A 25,064-nucleotide genomic window follows, 5' to 3' on the forward strand; every position below is an offset into this window, starting at 1 on the left:
GTAAAGTGAAAAAGATTAATGGACTAAATTTTGCACAAATGATTGATTTAGGTGCAAAAAACTTATCAAAAAATGCAGAAAAAATTAATGCACTGAATGTTTTCCCAGTACCAGACGGAGATACTGGAACTAATATGAATTTATCTATGACTTCTGGGGCTTTAGAAGCTAAAAATAATATTACAGAAAACATAGGAAAACTTGGTAAAGCATTCTCAAAAGGTTTACTAATGGGAGCAAGAGGGAACTCTGGTGTTATTTTATCACAATTATTTAGAGGTTTATCGCAACATATTGAAGAAAAAGATGAAATAGATGCTCAAGAATTTGCTGAAGCAATAAAAAATGGTGTTAATATTGCTTATAAGGCTGTTATGAAACCAGTAGAAGGTACTATACTTACAGTTGCAAGAGAATCTGCTGATGCTGGACTACTATCTGCTAAAAACACTAATTCTATTATAGAAGTAATGGAAAGTATTTTAAATGCAGCACAAATTTCCTTACAAAATACCCCTGAATTATTACCAATATTAAAAGAAGTAGGAGTTGTTGATTCAGGCGGTCAAGGTTTAGTATGTGTATATCAAGGTTTTTTAGCTGCCCTAAAAGGTGAAGAAATTGAAGGATTAGATAGTGTTAAAACTGACATTGTTAATATGAAATTTGAAGATGACCATGCTAGCATGGACTTTATGTCGCCAGAAGATATAGTATACGGGTTTTGTACAGAATTTACTGTAAGATTGGATAAAAATAAAAAAGAATTTAATGAAGAAAAATTTAGAGAAGATTTAAGTCAATTTGGAGATTCTTTATTAGTTATTGCAGATAATGAATTTGCCAAAACTCACATTCATACTGAAAGACCAGGTGATGTTTTTAACTATGGTCAAGAATATGGTGAATTAATTAAAATAAAATCTGAAAATATGAGAGAACAACATAGAGAAGTTCTTAGAAAACAAGAAGCAGTAAATCAAAAAAATCTGTCAAAAGAAAAAGTAAAATATGCTAATATTGCCGTTTCTATGGGTTCAGGACTTAGCGAATTGTTCAAATCATTAGGAGTTTCTTACATAGTTGAAGGTGGACAAACAATGAATCCATCAACAGAAGATATGATAAAAGCTATTGCTTCTGTTAATGCTGAAAATATTTATATTTTCCCAAATAACAAAAATATACAATTAGCTGCAAAACAAGCTGCAGATTTAGTAGAAGAAAATATTTATGTTATCGAAAGTAAAACTGCACCACAAGGAATATCTGCCCTTATGGTATTTAATCCTGACGCAGAGCCTGAACAAAACTTCCAAAATATGCAAAGTGTTTTATCTTCTGTTAAGACATTAGAAGTTACTTATGCTGTTAGAGATACTAATATAGATGGTATAGAAATTAAAGAATCACAATATATGGGCATATTAAATGGTAAAATTAAATGTTCTTATGAAGATATAAGAAAAACTATTTCAGAATTACTAGAAAAATCAATAGATGAAGATTCTGAAATAATAACTCTTTATTTAGGTCAAGACAGTACAGAAGAAACAACAGACTTTATTGAAAATTTAATAGAAGATAAGTATTCTAGTTTAGAATTAGAAATAGTAAAATCACAACAACCAGTATATCCATATATTATAGGAATAGAATAAAAATTTGGTGTTAATCATAAAATTTGATTAACACCAATTAATTTATAAAGGAGATATTTTCATGATAGATATAATAATAATTTTATTATTATTTTTAGGATTTTATGTAGGTTATAAAAGAGGTTTATTAAAAACTTTATTTAGTATTATAAGTTCAATATTAAGTTATGCCATATCTTTTATATTAAGTAGTAGATTAGCTTTTTTACTTGTTGAATTTATTCCCTTAAAAGAAAAATTAAACTATAATAATTCTAATTTACCTAACTTAAACATATCTGAAGCCTACTATAAAGTTATAATATTTTTTATTGTATTTTTTCTTATAAAATACATACTAAGAGTAATATTTAGAACTCTTAATGTAATTACAAAAATACCTATTATTAAGGTTACAAATAAAATATTTGGTGGTCTTTTAGGATTTTTAGAAATATACATAATAATTTTTGTCTTTATATATCTTATATATGTACTACCGTTAAATGAAGAATTAAGAAATATGCTATCTTCATCAGTATTAGCAAACAATATTTTTGAAAAAACACCTATTTTATCAAAAATGTTATTAGAAAACTTTTTTTATTATAAGTAAATAGTTTATAATAAAATTAATTAATAAGGGGAGGACTAGATATTGCAAACCTCAATAAAAAAAAAGATTAATTTAGATTTAATTTTAGATGATGCAGAAAACTATTGTTTTTCAGATTTATCAGTTAATAGATTTAAAAATATAGAGTATGTAAATTCTTTTAAAGATTTGATTTTACTTCACAAAGAAAATGAAGAAGTAGAAGAATTGTGGATTAAGCACAAGGATACTTTTAAGTTAAAAATATATGATTATTTCGAGAGTTTGAAAAAAGCAAAAAAAGAAAGTCTTTTGTATGAAAAAGAATTATTTTATATTTTATTTAATTTATTAACATACAGAAGATTTAAAAATAAATTTGAAGAAATAAAAAGATTGGATAATAAAGAATATTATCATCTTTCAAATTATGTTTCTAACATAGCAAATTTTGATTTTTTAATAGACTACTTAAATAAAATTATTGATGAAGATGGGTACATACGACCAACTGCTTCAGAAGAATTAAAAAATATAAAAGATAATATAAAGAAATTACAGTTAAAATCAGATAAGTTATTAAAAGATATTATTAAATCAAATATTAATAAGTTATCTGAAGCCATAGTTACTAAAAGAAATGATAGAGATGTTATCCTAGTAAAACCAGAATATAAAAATGATTTTGGTGGTATAATTCATGACCAATCAGCTTCTGGAAACACATTTTATGTTGAACCCAAGGAAAATGTAATAATAAATAATGAAATAAGTATTTTAAAAAGAAAAGAAAAAGAAGAGATACAAAAAATTTTAAAAGAAGCTACAAAAGAAATAGGAATTTATGCAAATGATTTGAATATATCTCTTAAAAATTTTGCTAATATTGAATTTATATTTTCAAAAATTAATTTTTCTGTATCAAAAGGATTTATTAAACCTTTAGTAGAAGATAAACAAAAAATATTTCTTAAAAATACTTATAACCCACTTATCCCAAAAGATGAAGTTGTAAAAAATAATGTTATCTTAGACAATAAAGAAAATTCATTAATTATAACAGGGCCGAATACTGGTGGAAAAACTGTAATATTAAAAACTGTTAGTTTGTGTGTAGCTTTAACTCATTTAGGTTTATACATTCCTGCTGATATAGGTTCTAAAATAGGTTATTATGAAAATATATTTATTGATATTGGAGATAACCAGTCAATAGAAAATAATTTATCTACTTTTTCATCACACATGACTAATATCATAGATATATTAAATAAAGTTAATAATAAAAGTTTAGTTTTGTTGGATGAGTTATGCTCGGGAACAGACCCAAGTGAAGGAGCTGTTTTATCTATGGCTCTTTTAAATAAATTTAAAGAAAAAGAAGCTACGGTTTTATGTACGACCCACTATCCTGAAATAAAAGATTACTGTTTCAAATCTAATTATTATAAAAATTCTTCTTTAGAATTTGATTTTGAAAATTTGAAACCTACATATAAATTTATTATAGGACTACCCGGAAAATCAAATGCCATAAATATTTCTTATAAATTAGGTTTAAGTCAGGATATAGTTTCACAAGCAAGTATTTATTTGAATAAAACAGAAAAAGAAAATTCTATACTTATAGACCAACTTGCAGAAAATATTAAAGAATATGACAGTAAAATTAATAAAATAAATTCTAAACTAAAAAAAGTGGAAGAAATAAAAGAAAGCTTGAAAGAAAATTTATTAAATTTTTATAAGTATAGAGATAGTTTATACGAAAAAACTTATCAAGACTTGAATTATGAAATTGAAAATCGTAAAGCTGATATTTTAAATATATATAAAAACTTTAAAACTAAATCAGAAAGTATTAAACAACATGAAATTAATGAGATTATTGATGAAGTAAATTCTTATAAACTAAGGACAGAAAGTAATAAGTTTAATAAGGTATTAGAAAAAGATACTACTGATATTAAAGTAGGAGATGATGTTTTAGTAATAAGATATAATCAAAGAGCTAGTGTATTAGCTATTAAGGATAATATATTAAATATAAAATTAGGTTCTTTAAAATTATTAGTAAAAAGAGATGAAGTAAAATATATAGAAAAAGAATTAAATATTAGAGAACAAAAATTCATTAAAAATAATATTAGTAACGTTTCTTTAGATATTAATGTTATAGGAAAAAATACAGAAGAAGCCATAGCAGAAATTGAAAATTATATTGATAAAGTTCTTCTAATAGGCTATGATTCTTTTTCTATAATTCACGGTGTTGGAGCAGGAATTTTAAAAAGAAATATAGCAGAGTATTTAAAAAAAAATAGATTTGTTTATAGTTACCGTAGTGGAAATCAGGCAGAAGGTGGTTTAGGAGTCACAATAGTTGAAATGAAATAAATATAGGAGTAGTATATAGATATATTAATTTTAAGGAGTAATAAAAATGAGAGAAATTAATGATAAAGAATTTTATGAATTAACAAAAAATGATTCAGTAGCATTGGTTGATTTTTGGGCACCATGGTGTGGTCCTTGTAAAATGTTAGCTCCGGTTTTAGAAGAATTGGATGCGGAATTAGGAAATATTGATTTCTTAAAAATAAATATTGATGACAATCAAGAAGCAGCAGGTCAACATGGAATTATGTCTATTCCTACATTACTTGTTATGAAAAATGGAGAAGTTTTAGAAGAATTAACTGGTTTTAAACCAAAAGAAGATTTAAAATCAATCTTAGAAAAATATAATTAAGATAATAAAATGTGTATCATAAAATATGATGCACATTTTTTATAATTTTATATAGAAAAGAAAATTCTTTTATGATAAAATAGATTGAGGTACTTATGTATATAATATATTATTTATCAAGGAGAATAAAAATGCTTATTGAAGAAAAACCACTTATGTTGTTTTCATTAGATTCTAATTTACCATTAGCAGAAAAAGTTGCCGCTTCTTTAGGGATAAAGTTGAGTAAGTGTAGCGTTAAAAAATTCAGCGATGGAGAAGTTTCAATAAATATCGAAGAAAGTGTAAGAGGAAGTGAAGTTTTCGTTATTCAGTCTACGAGTAATCCTGTAAACGAAAGTTTAGTAACTTTATTAATAATGATTGATGCCTTAAAGAGAGCTTCTGTTGAAACAATAAATGTTGTCATACCTTATTACGCTTATGCAAGACAAGATAGAAAAGCAAGAAGTAGAGAACCTATTACAGCTAAATTAGTAGCAAATTTATTAGAAACTGCTGGTGCTGATAGAGTAGTTGCCCTTGACTTACACGCTTTACAAATTCAAGGATTTTTCGATATACCTGTTGACCATTTAATGTGTGTTCCGATTATTGCTAATTATTTTAAAAATAAACTACCAAACATGGAAGATGTAGTAGTTGTTTCTCCTGACCATGGTGGAGTTACGAGAGCAAGAAAATTAGCTGACATGTTAAATACTCCAATAGCTATAATAGATAAACGTAGACCAAAACCTAATGTTGCAGAAGTAATGAATATAGTAGGGAATATAGAAGGAAAAACTTGTATATTAATTGATGACATTATAGACACTGCCGGTACTATTACATTAGGGGCAAAAGCACTTATTGAAAAAGGGGCTAAAGAAGTTTATGCAAGTTGCTCTCACGCAGTGTTAAGTGGTCCAGCACTAGAAAGAATAAAAAATTCTCCGATAAAAGAATTAGTTTACGCTAATACAATAAATATTCCAGAAGAGAAAAAATTAGATAATATGATTCCTCTTTGTGTAGGTGAATTAATAGGAAAAGCTATTTATAGAATTCATCATAATGAACCTGTAAGTGTTCTTTTTGAATAATAAAAAATCAAAAGACAACTATTTTTAGTTGTCTTTTTTTTGTAATAAATTTTCAAACAAATAATTTTATTTATAAAATTTTTCAAATTTAGTAAATAAATACCTTTAAAACTTAAATTTATAAAATGAAATAATTTGACTTAATCTAAAAAAGATATTATCATTAATACAAGAATATTTAAACCTATAAAGAGTTTAAAATCTTAATTTAAGATAAATATTTTTTAAATTTTTGTATGAATTTAAAATTAAAAACAGTGAATTTAATTTTTTAATAATAAAAAAGACAACTGGTCTTAGTTGTCTTTTTTGGTGTTTAAGGAGAAATAGATGAAATTAATAGTAGGATTAGGAAATCCAGGAAAAAATTATGAAAATACTAGACATAATGTAGGCTTTATGATTGTCGATGAATTTGCTAAAAAAAATAATTTGAATTTTGATAAAAGTAAATTTAATTCAGATTATGCTGTTGGTTTTATTAATAATGAAAAATATTTATTGGTAAAACCTAAGACTTATATGAATTTATCAGGTGAAGCAGTTAGAAAATTTTATGATTATTTTAATTTAGAAATTGAAGATGTTTTAATAATATATGATGATTTAGATACTAAAACAGCTAATTTCAGATTAAGAAATAGGGGAAGTAGTGGAGGGCATAATGGCATAAAAAGTATAATGACCCATCTTAATACTGATAAATTTAATAGATTAAAGATAGGTATAGACAGACCTAAGGAAAAAATTAGTGTAATTAATTATGTTTTGGGTAAATTTTCAAAAGAAGAATTATTAGAAATAAATAAAATATATTCTAAATGCAATAATTGTATTGAAGATTTTTCAAATTTATCATTTACAGAACTAATGAATAAATATAATTAGGAGTAATATTTTGTTAAATAGATTATTAGAAATTACAAAATTTCAAGATGAAAATTTATACAAGGATATTGAATATTATGGAAATAATATATCAACAAAAATTTTGTTAATATATAGAAAATTTTTACAGGAAAATAAAAGTATAGTTCTTATAACGCACTCAAAAAAAGAAGCAGAAACTTTTCAAGAAAAATTATTATATTTTACTCAAGATGTTTTTATATATCCAGAAATAGATATTTTAAAAAGGTTTGCAAATAAAAGTAATGATTTAGAAAATATTTCTTTAAATATTCTAGCAAATCTAAAAAATAATAAAAAGATGATATTAATTTTAACGGCGTCTTCTCTTTTTAGAACTATAAAAAACCCTAAAGAATTTTTTAACAATAATTTGTCTATTTCATTAGATAATTATATAGAATTTAGTAATTTTCCTAAATTATTAATTAATATGGGCTATAAAAAATCATATATTGTAGAAAATATTGGAGATTTTTCTGTTAGAGGAAGTATTATTGATATTTATAGTCCGCTTCAAAATAAGCCAATAAGATTAGATTTTTTTGATGAAGATTTGGATACAATAAAAGAATTTGACCTAGAAACTCAAAAATCAGAAAAAGAAATAAAGTCTGTAAATATTTATCCAACAAGTGATTTTTTCTTAACCCAGCAAGAAAAAGAAAAAATAGTTGATGTTCTGAGTAAAGAATTAAATAACAAAAAATTAGAAGACTTAGATAATTTTAAAGATATTAAATATTATTTAGAAAATAAAATTAATTTATTTAAAGAAAGTTCAATATTCGATGGTTTAGAAAGTTTTTCTAATTATATATATGATGATGTAGTCTATTCTATATATGATTATTTAGACAATAATATAATTATCTATGATAACTTTTTAAAAATTAAGGAAAAAATTAATAGTTTAAAAGAATATTTTACGGTTAATTTTTCTGAAATAAGTGATAATTATATTTTTCAAAATATTATAGACTATGAAGGCTTTAATAAATTTTTAAATTCTAAGGCTAATAAAATATACCTATCCACATTAAAATCAAGGGAAAATTTTATAGATAAATACTATAATATATCGGTTCAAGACTTAGCATATTTTTCAAATAGTGATTACTTAATAAGTGAACTAAGAGAAAAATTAAAAAATAAGTATGAAATTGTAATAGCAATAAAAAATGAAAAGCAAAAAGAATATATAGAAAAAGTATTAATAGAAAATAACTTGATAGATGAAGTATTTTTGGGAATAAAAGCTGGAAAAATCCATATAGAAAAAACAAATTATGACTTAAAAGGTTTTGAAAGTGAAAAAAACAAATTTTTATTAATCACACCTACCGAAATATTTAGAGAAAATGTTAAAAAGAAAAAAAGATTATCATTCAAATACACAAATTCAGAAAAAATAAGAAATTACCAAGAACTAAATATAGGTGATTATATAGTTCATATTCATCATGGTATCGGAATATATCAAGGAATTGAAAATATAGAAGTCAATGGTATTAATAAAGATTATTTAAAAGTTGTATATGACGGTGGGGATAAAATTTATGTAGATATAGAAAACATGAAATATATTCAAAAATACACCTCATCTGCTGATGATAAAAACCCTTTACTTAATAAATTGGGTACAAAAAAATGGAATCAAGTTAAAAATCGTGTAAAAAAAGAAATTGAAGATATATCAGACGAATTAATAAAACTATATATTGCTAGGGAACTTAATAAGGGCTATGCCTTTAGTCAAGACGGTCTAATGCAAAAAGAATTTGAAAATAACTTTATGTTTAATGCTACCCATGACCAAGAAATAGCAACCGCAGAAATTAAAAAAGATATGGAAAAATCAAGACCCATGGATAGATTGCTATGCGGGGATGTCGGTTTTGGTAAAACAGAAGTAGCCATGCGTGTAGCCTTTAAAGCTATAATGGATAATAAGCAAGTTGCCGTTTTAGTTCCTACAACGCTATTAGCTAATCAGCATTATGAAACTTTTGTTGATAGATTTTCTAATTTTCCTATAAATATTGAAGTTGTTACAAGATTTACCAGCCAAAATAAAATAAATGAAATTTCTAAAAAATTATTATCTGGCAATGTTGATATCATAATTGGAACTCATAAATTATTAAATGATAAATTTAAATACAAAGATTTAGGATTATTAGTAATTGATGAAGAACAACGTTTTGGAGTTAAGCATAAAGAAAAAATAAAACACATAAAAAACACAATAGACGTTTTAACGCTTAGTGCCACACCAATACCTAGAACTTTACACATGAGTTTGGTAGGTATAAGAGATATTTCAATAATAGAAACTCCACCTTTAAATAGGCAACCAATTCAAACTTTTGTGATGAGTGAAAATCCTAAAATAATTAGAGAAGCCGTACTTAATGAAGTTGAAAGAGGTGGACAAATATTCTATGTTTATAACAGAGTTGAAGATATTGAAAATAAATATTTTGAACTAAAAAAATTACTGCCAGAAGTAAATATAGCTTATGCACATGGTAGAATGACCAAACAAGAACTAGAATATGTTATGACAGATATTATAAACAAAGAATATGATATGCTCATAACAACGACTATTATAGAAACTGGTATAGATATTTCTAATGTGAATACTTTAATAATAGAAGATGCTGACAGGTTTGGACTTAGTCAACTATATCAGATAAGAGGACGAGTAGGTAGAAGTAGCAGGGAATCCTATGCTTATTTTATGTATAAAGCCTTTAAATCATTAACGGAAAATTCCGAAAAAAGATTAGCTGCAATAAAAAATTTCACATCTTTGGGAAGTGGCTTTAAGATAGCCATGCAAGATTTATCCATAAGAGGTGCTGGCAATGTTTTGGGTGGTAAGCAACATGGATTTATAGATTCTGTGGGGTATACCTTGTATTCACAAATGTTAGAAAAAGAAATAATTAATAAAAAAGAAATTTTAGAACCGATTTTAGAAGAAGATAGTACTAAAGAAATAGAATATTACCAAAATATTTTAAAAGAGAAAAAATTACATAAAAATAATGAATTATTTGATATTCCAGAAGAACAATTAGAAATAAAATTAAATATTGATGCCTATCTTCCTAAAGAATACATAAATAATGACGCGGATAAATTATGTTTTTATAAATCTTTAATTAATGCAGATACTGAAAATCTTATTTATGATATAGTAGACGAAATGATTGACAGATTTTCTGAATTTGGCAAAGAGGTAGAAAATTTAATTGATATTAGTATTCTAAGAATAATAGCTAAAACTATTAAAATAGAAAGTATCAAAGAAGTAGCCAATAATGTAGTAATTACTTTTAAACCTGAAATTTTAAATCAACTAAATGGAAAGAAATTTTTTGAATTAATGCAAAAATATCCAGAAGCTAAAATTATTGTAAAAAATACATTAATTATAAATATAGAAAATAAATTACATAATGATTTATTAGTAAAAAAAATAATTAAATTATTAAAAGATATTTCACCTAGCTTATCGAAAGGAAATAATCATGAATAAAAAAAGATGTACTTGGGCTAAAACAGATATAGATATTAAATATCACGACAAAGAGTGGGGAAGAGTAGTAAATGATGATAGAATGTTATTTGAATTACTAATATTAGAAGGAATGCAAGCAGGGTTGAGTTGGAATATTGTATTAAAAAAGAGGGAAGAATTAAGAAAGGCATTTGATAATTTTAATTATAATATTTGTGCAAAATATGAAGATGGCTACTTAGAAAAACAACTTACTAATGACAAAATAATAAGAAGCAAATTAAAAATATACAGTATAAGAAAAAACGCCCTAGCCTTTATAAAAGTTCAAAAAGAATTTGGTTCATTTTTTAATTATATGTGGTCTTTTACTAATTATAAACAAATAAATAATATTAACTTAACAGCTTCTGATGTAGCTAGTAAATCAGAACTATCATCTCTAATTAGTAAAGATTTGAAAAGAAGAGAATTTACTTTTGTTGGAGAAACCATAATATATAGTTACTTGCAAGCCATAGGTATTATTAACGACCATTTATTTGATTGTTATTGCTATGAGAAGTGTAAAATTAACAACATATAATTGTAATATAATATTTAATTCTATAAAATTAATCGTATGTCTAAACTAATAATTTCATCTTATAAAAATGTACCATTACAATATTGAAATTGTTTTTACTGTATTGTATAATGTTAGTAAATAAATTTTTAATAAGGAGTAATATAGTATGTCTAAATTGTATTTAGAGCCGTATGAAATATATGCATATTCAGCAGAAAAAGGTAAAACTAAAGCAAATGCTGATTTATTATATAAAATAATATTAGGCTTTTTAGGTGGAGCATTTATAAGTGTAGGTTACCTAGCTTACATAAGAATAGCTGGAACTTTCCCTCATGAGTGGGGAGGGTTTGGTGCTTTTATAGGAGCAGCTGTTTTCCCAGTGGGTCTAGCCTGTATTCTAATTGGTGGTGGAGAATTAATAACGAGTAATATGATGGCTGTCGGTGCCGCTTATTTTTCTAAAAAAATCCCCTTATCTAAATTAATTAATAACTATGTAATTATTACTCTAGCTAATATTGTTGGTAGTTTATTTGTAGCCTACTTTTTTGGTCATATAGTTGGTCTTACTGAAGGAGTAGTTTTAGAAAAAACTATTCATACAGCAGAAGCAAAAATCACAGCAACATCAATTCAAATGATTATTTCTGGTATAGGTTGTAACTGGCTAGTTAGTATGGGAGCATGGCTTTCATTTTGTGCTAAAGATGTTACAGGTAAAATTTTAGGTGCATGGTTTCCTGTAATGACTTTTGTTGCAATAGGATTTCAGCACGTTGTAGCTAATATGTTCGTAATCCCAGCAGCTATGTTTGCAGGAGCAGATATAACATTTATAGAATTTTTAAAAAATATGGTTTTTGTTTGGATAGGAAATGTTTTAGGAGGTACTGTCTTAGTAGCTGGTATGTACTACCTAGCTTACGCAAGAAAAAAATAAATTTTATATATTAAGAAATTAACATAAAATTTATTTAATATAAAACCTTATAAAAAAATTAATTATATAAATAATAAATACAAAAAATTTAATCTGGATAAAAATCTGCACTAATTTTTTTACAATAATATAACAAATTATTATTTTTTATTTTAATTATTAAATTTAGGATTCATAAACTATTTATTCGACATGCTCTAAAGATAAAAAAATAAAACTAGGACTTCCCTAATTTTATTTTTTTGTTTTTAAATTTTCTTCCCATGCTTGAAGTCCATTTTTCAACATATAAATATTTGTATATCCATATTTTTTAAGAGCTAGTGCAGCTCTTGGGGCAACAGTTCCATTTTTATCACATAGATAGATAGGTTTATCTTTTAATAATGATGAATATTTGAAAGAAAGTTGCGACAGGGGAATATTTCTTGCTCCGTTAATGTGGGCATATTGAAATTCATCTTTTTCCCTCACATCTACAAGTTGAACACTCCTAATATTTTTTTTAAATTCAATATATGGCAATTTTGTTACTGCTTTAGAAACTCTTAAATAATTATAGCCACCAACTATTGCAAAAATTAAGATAATTATTAGCAAACTAATTAAAAATTGCATAACATCCTCCTTTAAAATATGATATAATGGATAAGATAAATTATAGCATATTAATAAAAAATTTACAATAAGAGTAATATTAGGAGAACAATTTTGAAAATTACTTCATTAAATAATAAAAAAATAAAAGAAATATTGAAACTGAAAAATATAAAACAAATAAAAAAAAGCAAAAAATATCTTGTTGAGGGATTACATTTAGTTGAAGAAGCTATTAAAAGTAATAGTATAGAAGAAGTATTTATATCAGAAAATTTTTCTAAAAATATAGATTTTAACAATAATATTAAAGTTACTATAATTGAAGATGATATCAGAAAACAATTAGGAGAAACTGTAAATAATCAGGGGATTTTTGCAGTTTGTAAGATAGAAGAAAAAGAATTAGATATAAAAAAATATAAAAATATAGTTATTCTTGATAAAATTCAAGACCCTGGTAATTTAGGAACAATAATTAGAACGGCAGATGCTTTTTCATTTGATTGTGTAATTTTAGGAAAAGAAACAACAAGTTTATACTCACAAAAAGTTATAAGAAGTATGCAGGGCAGTCATTTTCACATTGACTGTTTTGAAAATGTTGATATCTTATCTTTTCTATCAGAAATGAAGGATTTTGATATATTTGCTACTTCTTTAGATGATAGTAGTAAATTTTTAGAAGGAATTTCTAAAATAAATGATAAGTATGCCATAATTTTAGGTAACGAAGCAAATGGTGTTTCTAGTGAAATACTTTCTAAGGTTACGAATAAGATAAAAATAAAAATGGATGGACAGGCTGAAAGTTTAAATGTAGGAGTATCTTCTGCAATAATAATGCACTATATAAAAAATATTATAAAATAATTTTACTATTAATTTTTTATGTGATATTATAAATTTATGTTAATTTGGAGGTGAAATCATGATAAAAATTGTCGCATTAGATAAACAAGGAAATTTAGTTACAGACCTTCCTTTAGAAGATGTAAGAAATGAAAATATTTCGTGGTATTGGGTTGATTTCAACTCCCCGACAAAAAAAGAGATTGACCTTTTAACAACATTTTTTAAATTTCATGAACTTTTGGTTGAAGACTGTTTAACACTTTTAGAAAGACCAAAAATAGAAATTACAAGACAACAAATATTTTTAGTATCTCATGTTTTAAGAAATATTGATACTGAATATGAAACATTAAATATGTTTATCGGTAAAAATTATATAGTTACTTTCCACTTATCACATATTAGGTACATTAGCAAGGTAACATCTAAAGTATTATTTAAGGGAAAAGATTATACACCTTTACACATAATGCACATGCTTATATCAGAAATAGTAGAAGGATATAGTCCTTTAATATCTAAAATAGAAAATAGGTTAGATGAATTGGAAGAGAGCGATGCTCATACTAAGGGCAGTAAAATAATGAATGAGGTGTTTGACTTAAGAAGTGATTTGTTAAAATTACGCAGAGGATTGCTACCAATGAGAGAATTAATACATAGGTTCTTAGTATCTCGCAGGGTAGAAATGACAGAAAATGATAGAAAATATTTTCATGATATATATGACGAACTAGTTCAACAAACAGAAATAGTAGAAGCAAGTCGTGAATTAGCAAGTGATATTAGGGAAAATTATATGACTTACAACTCATTCAGGTCAAATAATATAATGATGACACTTACCGTAATATCTACAATTTTTCTTCCCTTAACCTTCTTAGCGGGTGTTTATGGAATGAATTTTACCAATATGCCAGAATTAAATACAAAATATGGCTATTACATTCTTTGGCTAATAATGTTTATTATAGCTGGTGGAATGCTTTGGTACTTCAAGAGAAAAGGTTGGTTCGATATGTTTTAGGTGGGTGCAAGAATGAATATTGTAAAACTTTTTATTTTATTTATTTTTATTTTAACTGTTAATAAAATTTTATTAAAAATTAATTACGAGAAAATATTTAAAAAAAATAGCAGTAATGAAATATTTATTATTAATATGCTATTATCAATTATAATAGGTTATTTATTGTATATGTCATTTTTTGAAATATATAATTTATCCACAAACTTAGTTAAATAAAAAAAGATTTCACTTAATTGTTGAAATCTTTTTTATTAAAATATTTTTTAAAAACTTCTATATACCCACAGATTCTCCTATAATCATTACATTTCTAGTAATAATAGGTTCTTAATTAGAATTGCAGGCTTGTAAAACTACATGGTCTTGTTTTTTATAAATACAATATCTCCATCAAAAATTCCAGCGTCAATCATACTATCTCCCTTAACTCTTAGAGCAACAAATTCAGCTCTTGTTGCTTGGTCAACATACATATAATCTTCTAAATTTTCTTCTGCATAAACACCATCACCAGAACATATTGTTCCAATAAGAGGAATTTTTGAAATATTATTATAGATATCATCATCTGCTACTTCATAATAATTAGTTTTATTATTAAAATTTTCATCAGAGTAGCCAAGTAGCCACATAGCATCAACATTTAAACAGTCAGCAATTTTATTTATTTTATCTTGTTTGGGTAGATATTTTCCTTTTAACCAATCACTGATTGATGATAGAGTTATATTTGTTAAACGTACCAATTCAACTTGTTTAATATTTGATGTTTTCATAGCACATTTTAATATTTTAATAAATAAATCTTTGTTAATAATATTACCTCTATACAAATATATTTAAAATTATAAAATAAACTTTTAAAAAATCAAGTTTTCTTAATTTTTATACTTGATTTACGGATTACCGTATGTCAAAATATAAATACGAGAAACTTAACGGAGATTGTAAATATGTTTATATATTGGCTAGTAATGATTATAATAATAGTGAAAATTAGAATATTTTTTCAAAACAATAAGATAAAAATAGAGAAAAAAGTAAATAAAAGAAATATTAGAAAAATAAAATCTGTTTATAATATTGAAAAAATACCTACTAAAGTATATAATTATTATATGAATTTATAGGAGGATTTTAAATGAAATTAGTTTTAACAAGACATGGAGAAAGCCAATGGAATTTAGAAAATAAATTTACAGGTTGGGTTGATGTTGATATTACGGAAAAAGGACAAGCAGAAGCTGTATCAGGTGGAAAAAAACTTAAAGAATTAGGTTTAGAATTTGATGTTGCCTATACTTCTTACCAAAAAAGAGCCATAAAAACACTTAACATCATACTTGAAGAAATGGATCAATTATGGATACCAGTAAATAAGAGCTGGAGACTTAATGAAAGACATTATGGTGGATTACAGGGTTTAAATAAGGCAGAAACAGCTGAAAAATACGGAGATGAGCAAGTTCATATCTGGAGAAGAAGTTTCGATGTGGCACCACCACAAGTTACAGAAAGTGATGAAAATTATCCTGGTAATGAAAAAAGATATGCTGATATTCCTAAAGAAGAGTTGCCTACTGGAGAGAGTTTACAACTTACTATTGATAGAGTATTACCTTACTGGGAAAGCACTATTTCAAAAGATATTAAAGATGGGAAAAATGTTATAATTTCTGCTCACGGAAATAGTTTAAGAGCACTTATTAAATATTTACTAAAAATTTCAGATGAGAAGATATTAGACTTAAATCTTCCAACGGGAACTCCACTAATTTTTGAAATTGATGAGAATTTAGAAATTATTTCAGCTCCTGAATTATTCTAATAATATGAAAAAATTAATAAGTTTCTTACTATTATTCTCATTTGTTTTTATCTTACAAGATCGTAGTTTAACAAGTAAAGATAATATAAATTACTCATAATTGAATAATATTATTGATAATGTAAAGATTGACAGTTTAACTAAGCTAGATTTTGAAACAAAAGAGCAAAAAATGATTTTTCATATTAATGAAGATTTAATAAATGAAGATGATTTTAAAAATTTATTGTCTACTTTTAATATTAAAGGAAATTATTGATTTTACGCTTTTTTAGAAGATAATTTTTCAAAAATAATAAAAAAAAATAGAATTTATATCTATTAATGAAAATAAATTTTTAGTTGATTTATCAAAACCTGATACTCTTATTAGTGATATAAAAATTAATAAATATTCGAATGAATTTTTTAAAAATAAAATAAATAAATTTTCTGATAATATTATTAAATTTAATGATATAGTTGGTAGACTTTAAATTGATTTTAAAACAGCAAAAATTGATGAAAACAGAATTAATGATTTCTATATTATTTCAGAAAACTTGAATAGTCAAATAGCAAATTTAAAAGAATTAAATTCTGAAAATCTCGATAAAAAAGATATTGAGTTAATTTTGGATAAGATAGCCAGAGATATAATTAAATTGTAAATAAATATAAAATACCAAATTTTAAAATGAATTTGGTATTTTTCTTTTTATAAGAGCATTTTTTGATTTTTTTTTAATAGCATAGTATAATTGTTATGATTAAATTTTAGGAGAATATTTGTAATGAAAAATAAAAAAATAGTATTTATGGGAACACCTAATTTTTCAGTTCCAATACTGAAAATGTTGATAAATGATTTTGGTGTCAATTTAGTAATAACACAACCAGATAAAAAAATAGGAAGAAAAAAAATATTAACTCCTTCTCCTGTAAAAGTATTAGCAGAAGAACATAATATAAAAGTTTTACAACCTATTAATATTAGCCATGATGAAGAAGTATTTAATGAATTAAAACTTTTAAATCCAGATATTATAATAACCGCTGCCTATGGACAATTAATACCAGAAAAAATTTTAAATTTACCTGAATATAAGTGTGTCAATGTTCATGGTTCTTTACTTCCAGAACTTAGAGGCGGCGCTCCTATACAATATTCTATTTTAAAAGATTTTAAAGAAACTGGAGTTACAATAATGTATATGGAGAAAAGTTTAGATTCTGGTGATATGATTTCTAAAGCATCTTTTCCTATATTAGATAGCGACAACTACCAAAGTGTTCATGATAAAATGTCATTACTTGGAAGAGACTTATTAAAAGAAACATTACCAAATATTTTTTCAAAAAATATAAATCCAGTAAAACAAGACCATAGTCAAGCAACTTTTGCCCCTAATATCAGTCGCAAAGATGAACAAATAAATTGGAATGAAAATGCTAGAACTATCTTCAATAAAATTCGAGCTTTTGACCCAGCACCTGGCGCTTTTACTTATTTAGATAAAGATATATTTAAAATTTGGAAGGCACAAGAAGTTTTTGATATTGAAAATAACGACAAATCTGTTGGAACTATAATAAAACAAGAAAATAACGCATTATTCATAAAATGTGGAGATAATACTGTATTAAAATTATTAGAAGTTCAAATGTCGGGTAAAAAAAGAGTGGATATTAAATCTTTCTTATCAAATAAAAAAGATTATTTGGGAATAAGACTTGGTGATTTGAATGAATAAAAAATCTTCCAGAGAATCAGCCTATGAAGTCTTATATGAAATTATCTTAAATGACGCATACAGTAATATAAGTTTAAATAAATTTTTTTCAAAATACTCATTAGAAAATAAGGATAAAAGATATATTACGGAAGTAGTCTATGGAACAATAAAAAATAAAATTTATTTAGAATACATATTAAATAAATACTCTAAAACTCGAATAAAATCAAAAATTAAAGTTTTATTACTAATGGCTATATATCAACTAATATTTATGGATAAAACTCCAAATTTTGCCATAGTAAATGAAATTGTAAATATATCAAAAAAAATTGGTGGTACTTATACTAGCAAATTTGTAAATGGAATTTTAAGAAATATTGCTCAAAATTTTTCTGAAGATAACTTGCAATTTGAAAACGAAGAAGAAAAATTTTGTATAGAAAATTCATGTCCAAAAGAATTATATGATATTTTGACCAAACAATACGGTTTAGAAAAAGGACAAAGCATAATAAAATCTTTCATTTATAAAACTAAGAATAGTATAAGAATTAATAAAAGAAAAACAAATATTGAAGAAGTGATAAAATATTTTTCTAGTAAAAAAATAGAAGTTAAGCGAAGTAAAATTTCAACAGACTGCCTTGTAGTTGATAAATTAACAATGAATGATGAAAAATTTTTAGCAGGTGAATATATTATTCAAGATGAAGCTAGTGCCCTTGTAGCACACACAATCAATGAAGATAAAAGTAAAAATTATAATATTTTAGATGTTTGTGCTGCCCCTGGGGGAAAAAGTCTTCATGTAGCTACTGAATATTTTAATTCTAATTTAATTTCATGTGATAAATATATACATAAACTAAAATTAATTGAAGATAATGTAAAAAAACTAGGCATAAATAATATAAAAATACTAGAACAAGACGCTACAATATATAATTCTCAATTTAAAGAAAAGTTTGATATAATAATATGTGATGTACCTTGTTCTGGAATTGGTGTTATAAAAAATAAACCAGAAATAAAATATAAAATAAATGATAACTATATAAATGATATATCGCAATTACAGCTTAAAATACTGGAAAATAGTATAAAATATCTAAAAAAAAATGGAATAATTATTTATTCTACATGTGCAATAGACAAGAGAGAAAATGAATACAATATAGATAAATTTTTAGAAAAAAATAAAAATTTTAAATTAGAAAAAATTACTACGGATAGTATTGTAAAAGAGTACAAAACAGGAATGATTTCTATTTTACCAGATGAGTATAATTGTGATGGATTTTTTATATGTAAAATGAGGAAGTTGGGGGATTAATGTTAATTACTGAATTAAAAAATTATAAAAAAAGTAGATGGCTAAAAGATTTTGAAAAAATGTCTATCTATTCTCTAAAATTAGAGCAATTGGAAAAATATTTAGTATCTATTGGAGAGAAGAAATTTAGGGCTAAACAAATATATGATTGGCTTTATAAAAAAAGAATAAATAGTTTTTTTGAAATGAGAAATATACCAAAATCATTACAAGAAAAATTAGATAGTGAATTTGATATAACTACACTAAAAACTCTTATAAAGCAAGAATCAAAAGACGGAACTATTAAATTTTTATTTGAATTACAGGACAAATACACAATAGAAAGCGTCCTTATGAGAAATAAATATGGTAATTCCTTATGTGTTACTACTCAGGTTGGTTGTAGAATAGGTTGTACATTCTGTGCCTCAACTTTGGGAGGGCTTAAAAGAAATCTTGAAGCAGGTGAGATTGTTACTCAAGTTTTAAAAGTTCAGCAAGAGTTAGACAAGGTAGGAGAACGTATTTCTAGTATAGTTATAATGGGTATAGGTGAACCTTTTGAAAATTATGATGAAATGATGGATTTTATTAGAATAGTAAATAGTGATGAGTCATTTAATATTGGAGCTAGGCATATTACAGTTTCTACATCTGGAATAGTACCTAAGATTTATGATTTTGCTAATGAGAATATTCAAATTAATTTTGCAGTTTCCCTACACGCACCTACAAATGAATTAAGAAGTAGAATAATGCCTGTTAATAGAGCCTATAATATAAATAAATTAATGGCATCATTAAAGTATTATCAAAAAATTACTAACCGTCGTATAACCTTTGAATATGGTTTGATGGGCTTGGTCAATGACCAAGCAAAACATGCAGAAAAATTAGCAGAAATAATAAAAGATTTAAACTGTCATGTTAATTTAATTCCTATCAATTATGTTCCAGAAAGAAATTATGTCAGAACTAGCAAATCGGATATTTTTAATTTTGAAAAAATATTAAAAAGAAATAAAGTAAATGTTACAATAAGAAGAACACAGGGTGATGATATAGATGCAGCCTGTGGTCAATTAAGAGCAAAAGAAAGAAAAGACGAGGTTAAGGGAGGAATTCCAGATGCCAGTAGTATATTCGTATAGTTATAATAAGGGCTTAAAAAAGAAAAAAAATGAAGATGCTATTAATGTTGTAAAAAATAAACAGGGCAACATTATAAGTATTATTTGTGATGGAGTCAGTAGTCATAAAGATTCTGCATTTTCTAGTGATTATATAGTTAATAATTTCTCTAAAAAGTGGAAAAAAACTAAATTTGATCACTATGACACAATGAAAAATTGGGTTATTGATAATATTAAATTACTTAATTTGGATATTATAAAAAAATCAGCAGAAACAAATAAAAAAATGGCAACAACTTTGTTAGTTACAGTAGTTTTCGAAGAACAAATCCTTGTTGCTAATGTGGGAGATAGTTTAGCTTTTGGAATAAATAATAATAGAATTACAGAAATGTTAAGTAAAGATGATTCTTTTGTTGGTGTATTATTAGAAGCTGGTGTCATTACTGAAGAAGAAGCTAAAGTTCACCCAAAGAGACACGCACTTACACAAGCTATTGGTATATCAGAAAATATAAATATACACATAAGAGAAGAAGAATTAAAATTTGATTATATACTTAGTTGTTCGGACGGCTTGACAACTATGCTTACAGAAGAAGAAATTACAGATATATTAATGAATGATGATTTATCAGTAGCAGTAAATAACCTTATTAGCGAAGCAAATAATAAGGGAGGAATTGATAATATATCTATTTCTGTATTTAAAGTATTGAGAGGAGATAATGATGATAAATAATACAATATGCAACAGATATAAAATTATTTCTCACTTAGGTACAGGAGGAATGGCAACAGTTTGGCTTGCAGAGGATACAATTTTAAATAGAAAAGTTGCTGTAAAAACATTTAAAATTGATTCTAATGATGAAGAAGCTATTAAAAGATTTAATAGGGAAGCAAATGCTGTAACTACTTTATATCATAATAATATAGTTTCTATATATGATGTAGAAAATGAGGATAATTTTTATTATTTAATTTTAGAATATGTAGAAGGAATGACACTAAAAGATTATATGATTAAAAATCCTAATATTCCTTTAGATACTGCTATACATATAATGAAACAAATAGCAGAAGGTTTATCTCACGCCCACAAAAACGGAATTATCCATAGGGATATAAAACCACAAAATATTTTAATGGATAAAAATTTAACTTGTAAAATAACTGATTTTGGAATATCAAGAGCATATGGAGATACAACTCTGACGCAAACAAATCAAATGTTAGGTACTGTTTATTACTTATCTCCTGAACAAGCAAGAGGAAATGTAGCCACTGCACAAAGCGATATATACTCACTTGGAATTTTAATGTTTGAACTACTTACAGGAAAAATTCCTTTTAAGGGGGAATCCGCTGTTGCTATTGCCTTAAAACATTTGCAAGAAGATATACCTAATATTGATAAATATAGAAGTGATATACCTAAGAGCGTTAAAAATATTATCATTAAAGCTACTATGAAAAATCCAAACGAAAGATATATTAGTTCAAAAGAATTATCCGAAGACTTAAAAACTTGTTTAAACTACGAAAGATTAAACGAAACTTTATACACTGGGTTTTCAGCACTAAATAATAAAAATGATGATAATTACGAAAGAACAGTTATTCAAACTTATTCTAATTCTGAGTTTTATAATAATTATAATGAACCTAAAGAAAAAAATAATGCTTATAAAAAAGTTTATATAAAAAATGAAGATGAACTAGAAAAGAAAAAGAAATCATCTATATTAAAAATTTTTATTGCAATATTTTTAATAATTTCAGCAATAGGCATAACAGCATATTCATATAATTATTATATGAATGTATCTAGGGTATCTGTTCCCGACCTTAAAAACTTGACTCTAGAAGAAGCAAAAAGTCAAATATTAAAGGCAGAATTAGTCGTTGGAGAAATTACTGAAGTTGCTAATGATAATGTAAAAGAAAATACTGTAATAAGTAGCGACCCTTCAAATGGAAAAAAAGTTGCAAAGGGTAGTGTCATCAATTTAAAAGTATCTTCAGGTAAAAATACAATAGATATGCCAAATTATTTAGGAATGACAGAATTACAAGTTAGAAATGCAATAGAAAAATTAGGATTTAAAAATGTTACTTATGAAAAAGCAAATTCTGACGAATATGAAGAAGGCAAAGTAATGTATCAGAGTATAGATTCTGGTAAAAAAGTTAATCCAAAAGATACATCATTAGTTATAAAAATTTCAACTGGTGCTAAAGAAATACTGATACCTAATTTTATCGGTAAAACTTTGAATGAAACATATTCTCTAGCAGAAAAATTAGGAGTAAAAATTAGAGTATCCGCCAATGAATATAGCTCTGAATATAAAGAAAATACTATTATTAGCCAATCACAGTCTGAAAATTCAAAATTAAAAAAAGGTGATGAAATTTCTGTAGTAGTATCTAAGGGAGAAAATCCAGCAACATCTAATGTAACAGTAACTAACTTTGTTGAAAAAGATGTAGAAAGTTTGAAAACTTGGGCTGAAAAAAATGATTTAATATTAAAAATAACTTATCAAGAATCAAATATTCCTTCTGGTACAGTTATTTCTCAAAGCCCTAAAAATGGAACAATTAAAAAAGGGTCATCAATTTCGGTTACAGTTGCTAGATAAAAAATAAGTAAAAAAAGATAAAGTTAATTATTAACTTTATCTTTTTTATAAGGACATAATATGAATGAAATAATTAATAAAAAATTAGAATTATTACCAGATAAACCTGGTTGCTACATCTACAAAGATGATTTGGATAATATAATATATGTAGGAAAGGCAAAAAATTTAAAAAATAGAGTTAGAAGTTATTTTAATGGAACTCATAACAAAAAAACTCAACTTCTTATTAATAAGATAAATGATATGGAATTTATCATAGTTAATTCTGAAAAAGAGGCTTTAATTTTAGAAAATAATTTAATAAAAAAACATAAACCTTACTACAATATAAAACTTAAAGATGATAAGTCTTATCCCTACTTAGTTATAACTAATGAAAGTCATCCTAGAATAATGTTGACAAGAAAATACAAAAAAAATTCAAAAAATATTTATTTTGGACCCTATGTGAATATAAGATATGCTAATAATTTAAAAGAAATTATTGATAAAATATACCCCTTAAGAAAATGCAATCCGGTAGAAAAAAGACCCTGCATGTATTATCAAATTCGTGAATGCTTAGGCCCATGTGCTAAAAATTTAACTAAGAATGACTATAAAGAAAATATAAATAATATTAAAATATTTTTAAATGGAGATACAAGAAAAGTTTTAGATATTTTAAATGAAAAAATGAATACTTATGTTAATAATTTAGAATTTGAATTGGCAGCCAAAACACATGAGTATATAAAATCAATTAATGTATCGCTAGAAAAACAAACTATAGCTTCTAATACACATATAGACAGAGATTACATAGGTTATTTCTATGATGATAATTATATTTGTATTCAAATTTTTCTGGCAAGATTTGGTGGAATTATTGAAAGGAAAATTGAATATTTTGATTTATATGATAATCCAGAAGAAATATTATCTTCTTATCTAAATCAATATTATAGTTTTAATAAAAAACCTAAAGAACTCTATATAGAAACTAATAATACTGATTTTTTAGAAAAATTATTAGATGTAAAAGTAATTTCTCCTCAAAAAGGAAATAATAAAAAAATTATTGATACAGTAAAAAACAATGCTGAATTTTATTTGAAAAATGAAATTATTATTGAAGAGGAAAAAGAGAAACAAAATTTACAAATACTAGATGAATTAGCACAAAAAATAGGTGTTAATAGCATAAATAATATAGATGCTTTTGATAATTCTAATATAATGGGGCAGAGTGCTGTTTCTGTAAAAGTTAATTTTGTAAATGGTAAAAAAAATACATACGGTTATCGAAAATTTAGAATAAATAATTCAAACATAGATGATGTAGCTACAATGAAAGAAGTATTATTAAAATGCTATAATGAAAATAATTTAAAACCAGATTTAATTATAGTAGATGGCAGTAAAAATCATGTTGTAGCTGCTGTTGAAATTATTCATCAAAAATTAAATTTAGATATAAAAATTATAGGTTTGGTAAAAAATAATAGACACATTACAGAATATATAATTACTGACGATTTTGAAGTTATTAATCTTGCTAAAAACTCAGATTACTATCTATTTTTAAAAAGAATACAAGATGAAGTCCATAGATTTGCTATAACTTATCATCGAAGTTTACGAACAAAAAATATGTTTAATAGTCCACTAGATAGTATTAAGGGGATAGGAAAGACTAGAAAAAAATTATTATTAGAAAAATTTTCTAGTTTGAATGAAATATTATTATCTGAAGATAGCAAATTAATTGCTTTGGGAATACCGAAAGCAACAGTAACTGAATTAAAAAAGGAATTAGCTTTAAAAATTAAAAACCAAGAATAATATTTATACGATAGCAATAAAAAAGCTAACATTTTTTTTGAAAACTATTGAATTTATTTTAAAATAGTGAGATAATGAAAAATAAATAT

At 24.9% G+C, this 25,064-nt stretch carries 22 protein-coding genes; 20 read left to right on the forward strand and 2 right to left on the reverse strand.

The features are described 5' to 3' along the window. Positions 1–5: 5 nt before the first annotated feature. The 9 genes from KMP12_RS02515 (at position 6) to KMP12_RS02555 (ending at position 12,024) form a co-directional block, all read left to right on the forward strand. Positions 6–1,661, forward strand: coding sequence for a DAK2 domain-containing protein (locus tag KMP12_RS02515; RefSeq protein WP_253195974.1), 1,656 nt, complete (start codon positions 6–8; stop codon positions 1,659–1,661). Between the two features lie 61 nt (positions 1,662–1,722). Then, positions 1,723–2,256: a CvpA family protein gene (locus tag KMP12_RS02520; protein WP_215756167.1), complete on the forward strand. Its 534-nt coding sequence runs from the start codon at positions 1,723–1,725 to the stop codon at positions 2,254–2,256. Positions 2,257–2,298: 42 nt separating this feature from the next. Continuing rightward, on the forward strand, positions 2,299–4,632 hold the full coding sequence (locus KMP12_RS02525) for an endonuclease MutS2 (RefSeq protein ID WP_215756168.1): 2,334 nt from the start codon (positions 2,299–2,301) through the stop codon (positions 4,630–4,632). 46 nt (positions 4,633–4,678) lie between these two features. Then, the gene (gene trxA / locus KMP12_RS02530) at positions 4,679–4,987 is read left to right on the forward strand and encodes a thioredoxin (RefSeq protein ID WP_215756169.1); all 309 of its coding nucleotides are present in this window, start codon (positions 4,679–4,681) and stop codon (positions 4,985–4,987) included. 131 nt (positions 4,988–5,118) lie between these two features. Further along, a complete protein-coding gene (locus tag KMP12_RS02535; protein WP_215756170.1) occupies positions 5,119–6,072 on the forward strand; it encodes a ribose-phosphate diphosphokinase in 954 nt (317 codons plus the stop codon). A gap of 330 nt (positions 6,073–6,402) precedes the next feature. Beyond that, positions 6,403–6,960: an aminoacyl-tRNA hydrolase gene (gene pth, locus KMP12_RS02540; RefSeq protein WP_215756171.1), complete on the forward strand. Its 558-nt coding sequence runs from the start codon at positions 6,403–6,405 to the stop codon at positions 6,958–6,960. A gap of 10 nt (positions 6,961–6,970) precedes the next feature. Continuing rightward, the gene (gene mfd, locus KMP12_RS02545; protein WP_252344673.1) at positions 6,971–10,531 is read left to right on the forward strand and encodes a transcription-repair coupling factor; all 3,561 of its coding nucleotides are present in this window, start codon (positions 6,971–6,973) and stop codon (positions 10,529–10,531) included. Then, positions 10,524–11,099: a DNA-3-methyladenine glycosylase I gene (locus KMP12_RS02550; protein WP_215756172.1), complete on the forward strand. Its 576-nt coding sequence runs from the start codon at positions 10,524–10,526 to the stop codon at positions 11,097–11,099. Before mfd ends, KMP12_RS02550 begins: the two co-directional genes overlap by 8 nt. 148 nt (positions 11,100–11,247) lie before the next feature. Continuing rightward, positions 11,248–12,024: a formate/nitrite transporter family protein gene (locus KMP12_RS02555; RefSeq protein ID WP_215756173.1), complete on the forward strand. Its 777-nt coding sequence runs from the start codon at positions 11,248–11,250 to the stop codon at positions 12,022–12,024. A 234-nt stretch (positions 12,025–12,258) separates the two neighbouring features. Here KMP12_RS02555 and KMP12_RS02560 read toward each other — a convergent pair whose 3' ends face one another. Beyond that, positions 12,259–12,642 (reverse strand): rhodanese-like domain-containing protein, encoded by a 384-nt coding sequence (locus KMP12_RS02560; protein ID WP_215756174.1) that lies wholly within the window; start codon positions 12,640–12,642, stop codon positions 12,259–12,261. Between the two features lie 93 nt (positions 12,643–12,735). Here KMP12_RS02560 and KMP12_RS02565 point away from each other — a divergent pair, with 93 nt between their 5' ends. Genes KMP12_RS02565 through KMP12_RS02575 form a run of 3 tightly spaced genes read left to right on the forward strand, consistent with a single transcriptional unit; the run spans position 12,736 to position 14,722 of the window. Beyond that, positions 12,736–13,494: a TrmH family RNA methyltransferase gene (locus tag KMP12_RS02565; RefSeq protein ID WP_252344674.1), complete on the forward strand. Its 759-nt coding sequence runs from the start codon at positions 12,736–12,738 to the stop codon at positions 13,492–13,494. Positions 13,495–13,552: 58 nt separating this feature from the next. Further along, complete coding sequence (gene corA / locus KMP12_RS02570; RefSeq protein ID WP_215756175.1) at positions 13,553–14,503, forward strand: magnesium/cobalt transporter CorA; 951 nt, start codon at positions 13,553–13,555, stop codon at positions 14,501–14,503. Positions 14,504–14,515: 12 nt separating this feature from the next. Further along, complete coding sequence (locus tag KMP12_RS02575; RefSeq protein WP_215756176.1) at positions 14,516–14,722, forward strand: DUF1146 family protein; 207 nt, start codon at positions 14,516–14,518, stop codon at positions 14,720–14,722. Positions 14,723–14,859: 137 nt separating this feature from the next. Here KMP12_RS02575 and KMP12_RS02580 read toward each other — a convergent pair whose 3' ends face one another. Next, the gene (locus tag KMP12_RS02580; RefSeq protein WP_252344675.1) at positions 14,860–15,282 is read right to left on the reverse strand and encodes a S24 family peptidase; all 423 of its coding nucleotides are present in this window, start codon (positions 15,280–15,282) and stop codon (positions 14,860–14,862) included. Between the two features lie 365 nt (positions 15,283–15,647). On the opposite strand from KMP12_RS02580, the gene gpmA reads away from it, so the two are divergent. The 8 genes from gpmA to uvrC all read left to right on the forward strand — a co-directional run bounded on the left by gpmA (position 15,648) and on the right by uvrC (position 24,975). Then, positions 15,648–16,334, forward strand: coding sequence for a 2,3-diphosphoglycerate-dependent phosphoglycerate mutase (gene gpmA / locus KMP12_RS02585; protein WP_215756177.1), 687 nt, complete (start codon positions 15,648–15,650; stop codon positions 16,332–16,334). 100 nt (positions 16,335–16,434) lie between these two features. Continuing rightward, entirely contained in the window at positions 16,435–16,593 is a 159-nt protein-coding gene (locus KMP12_RS02590; protein ID WP_215756178.1) for a hypothetical protein, read from the forward strand. Between the two features lie 514 nt (positions 16,594–17,107). After that, positions 17,108–18,067: a methionyl-tRNA formyltransferase gene (gene fmt, locus KMP12_RS02595; RefSeq protein WP_215756179.1), complete on the forward strand. Its 960-nt coding sequence runs from the start codon at positions 17,108–17,110 to the stop codon at positions 18,065–18,067. Beyond that, positions 18,060–19,385: a 16S rRNA (cytosine(967)-C(5))-methyltransferase RsmB gene (rsmB, locus tag KMP12_RS02600; RefSeq protein ID WP_215756180.1), complete on the forward strand. Its 1,326-nt coding sequence runs from the start codon at positions 18,060–18,062 to the stop codon at positions 19,383–19,385. The genes fmt and rsmB overlap by 8 nt, the downstream gene beginning before the upstream one ends. Beyond that, complete coding sequence (gene rlmN, locus KMP12_RS02605; protein ID WP_215756181.1) at positions 19,385–20,518, forward strand: dual-specificity RNA methyltransferase RlmN; 1,134 nt, start codon at positions 19,385–19,387, stop codon at positions 20,516–20,518. Before rsmB ends, rlmN begins: the two co-directional genes overlap by 1 nt. Next, positions 20,496–21,242 carry a protein phosphatase 2C domain-containing protein gene (locus tag KMP12_RS02610; RefSeq protein ID WP_215756182.1) on the forward strand — a complete coding sequence of 249 codons (747 nt, stop codon included), beginning with the start codon at positions 20,496–20,498 and terminating at the stop codon, positions 21,240–21,242. The genes rlmN and KMP12_RS02610 overlap by 23 nt, the downstream gene beginning before the upstream one ends. After that, on the forward strand, positions 21,232–23,148 hold the full coding sequence (pknB, locus tag KMP12_RS02615; protein ID WP_215756183.1) for a Stk1 family PASTA domain-containing Ser/Thr kinase: 1,917 nt from the start codon (positions 21,232–21,234) through the stop codon (positions 23,146–23,148). The genes KMP12_RS02610 and pknB overlap by 11 nt, the downstream gene beginning before the upstream one ends. A 60-nt stretch (positions 23,149–23,208) precedes the next feature. Beyond that, positions 23,209–24,975, forward strand: coding sequence for an excinuclease ABC subunit UvrC (gene uvrC / locus KMP12_RS02620; RefSeq protein WP_215756184.1), 1,767 nt, complete (start codon positions 23,209–23,211; stop codon positions 24,973–24,975). Positions 24,976–25,064 lie beyond the last annotated feature (89 nt).

The organism is Gemella sp. zg-1178, assembly GCF_018790995.1.
Taxonomy (GTDB): domain Bacteria; phylum Bacillota; class Bacilli; order Staphylococcales; family Gemellaceae; genus Gemelliphila.

Excerpts from the sequence above, each read along its gene's own strand:
- rsmB (WP_215756180.1), top strand. The coding sequence starts at position 18,060 with ATGAATAAAAAATCTTCCAGAGAATCAGCCTATGAAGTCTTATATGAA.
- gpmA (WP_215756177.1), top strand. The coding sequence starts at position 15,648 with ATGAAATTAGTTTTAACAAGACATGGAGAAAGCCAATGGAATTTAGAA.
- KMP12_RS02555 (WP_215756173.1), top strand. The coding sequence starts at position 11,248 with ATGTCTAAATTGTATTTAGAGCCGTATGAAATATATGCATATTCAGCA.
- corA (WP_215756175.1), top strand. The coding sequence starts at position 13,553 with ATGATAAAAATTGTCGCATTAGATAAACAAGGAAATTTAGTTACAGAC.
- KMP12_RS02580 (WP_252344675.1), bottom strand. The coding sequence starts at position 15,282 with ATGAAAACATCAAATATTAAACAAGTTGAATTGGTACGTTTAACAAAT.
- uvrC (WP_215756184.1), top strand. The coding sequence starts at position 23,209 with ATGAATGAAATAATTAATAAAAAATTAGAATTATTACCAGATAAACCT.
- KMP12_RS02550 (WP_215756172.1), top strand. The coding sequence starts at position 10,524 with ATGAATAAAAAAAGATGTACTTGGGCTAAAACAGATATAGATATTAAA.
- pknB (WP_215756183.1), top strand. The coding sequence starts at position 21,232 with ATGATAAATAATACAATATGCAACAGATATAAAATTATTTCTCACTTA.
- KMP12_RS02560 (WP_215756174.1), bottom strand. The coding sequence starts at position 12,642 with ATGCAATTTTTAATTAGTTTGCTAATAATTATCTTAATTTTTGCAATA.
- rlmN (WP_215756181.1), top strand. The coding sequence starts at position 19,385 with ATGTTAATTACTGAATTAAAAAATTATAAAAAAAGTAGATGGCTAAAA.
- pth (WP_215756171.1), top strand. The coding sequence starts at position 6,403 with ATGAAATTAATAGTAGGATTAGGAAATCCAGGAAAAAATTATGAAAAT.
- KMP12_RS02520 (WP_215756167.1), top strand. The coding sequence starts at position 1,723 with ATGATAGATATAATAATAATTTTATTATTATTTTTAGGATTTTATGTA.
- KMP12_RS02575 (WP_215756176.1), top strand. The coding sequence starts at position 14,516 with ATGAATATTGTAAAACTTTTTATTTTATTTATTTTTATTTTAACTGTT.
- KMP12_RS02535 (WP_215756170.1), top strand. The coding sequence starts at position 5,119 with ATGCTTATTGAAGAAAAACCACTTATGTTGTTTTCATTAGATTCTAAT.
- KMP12_RS02610 (WP_215756182.1), top strand. The coding sequence starts at position 20,496 with ATGCCAGTAGTATATTCGTATAGTTATAATAAGGGCTTAAAAAAGAAA.
- fmt (WP_215756179.1), top strand. The coding sequence starts at position 17,108 with ATGAAAAATAAAAAAATAGTATTTATGGGAACACCTAATTTTTCAGTT.
- trxA (WP_215756169.1), top strand. The coding sequence starts at position 4,679 with ATGAGAGAAATTAATGATAAAGAATTTTATGAATTAACAAAAAATGAT.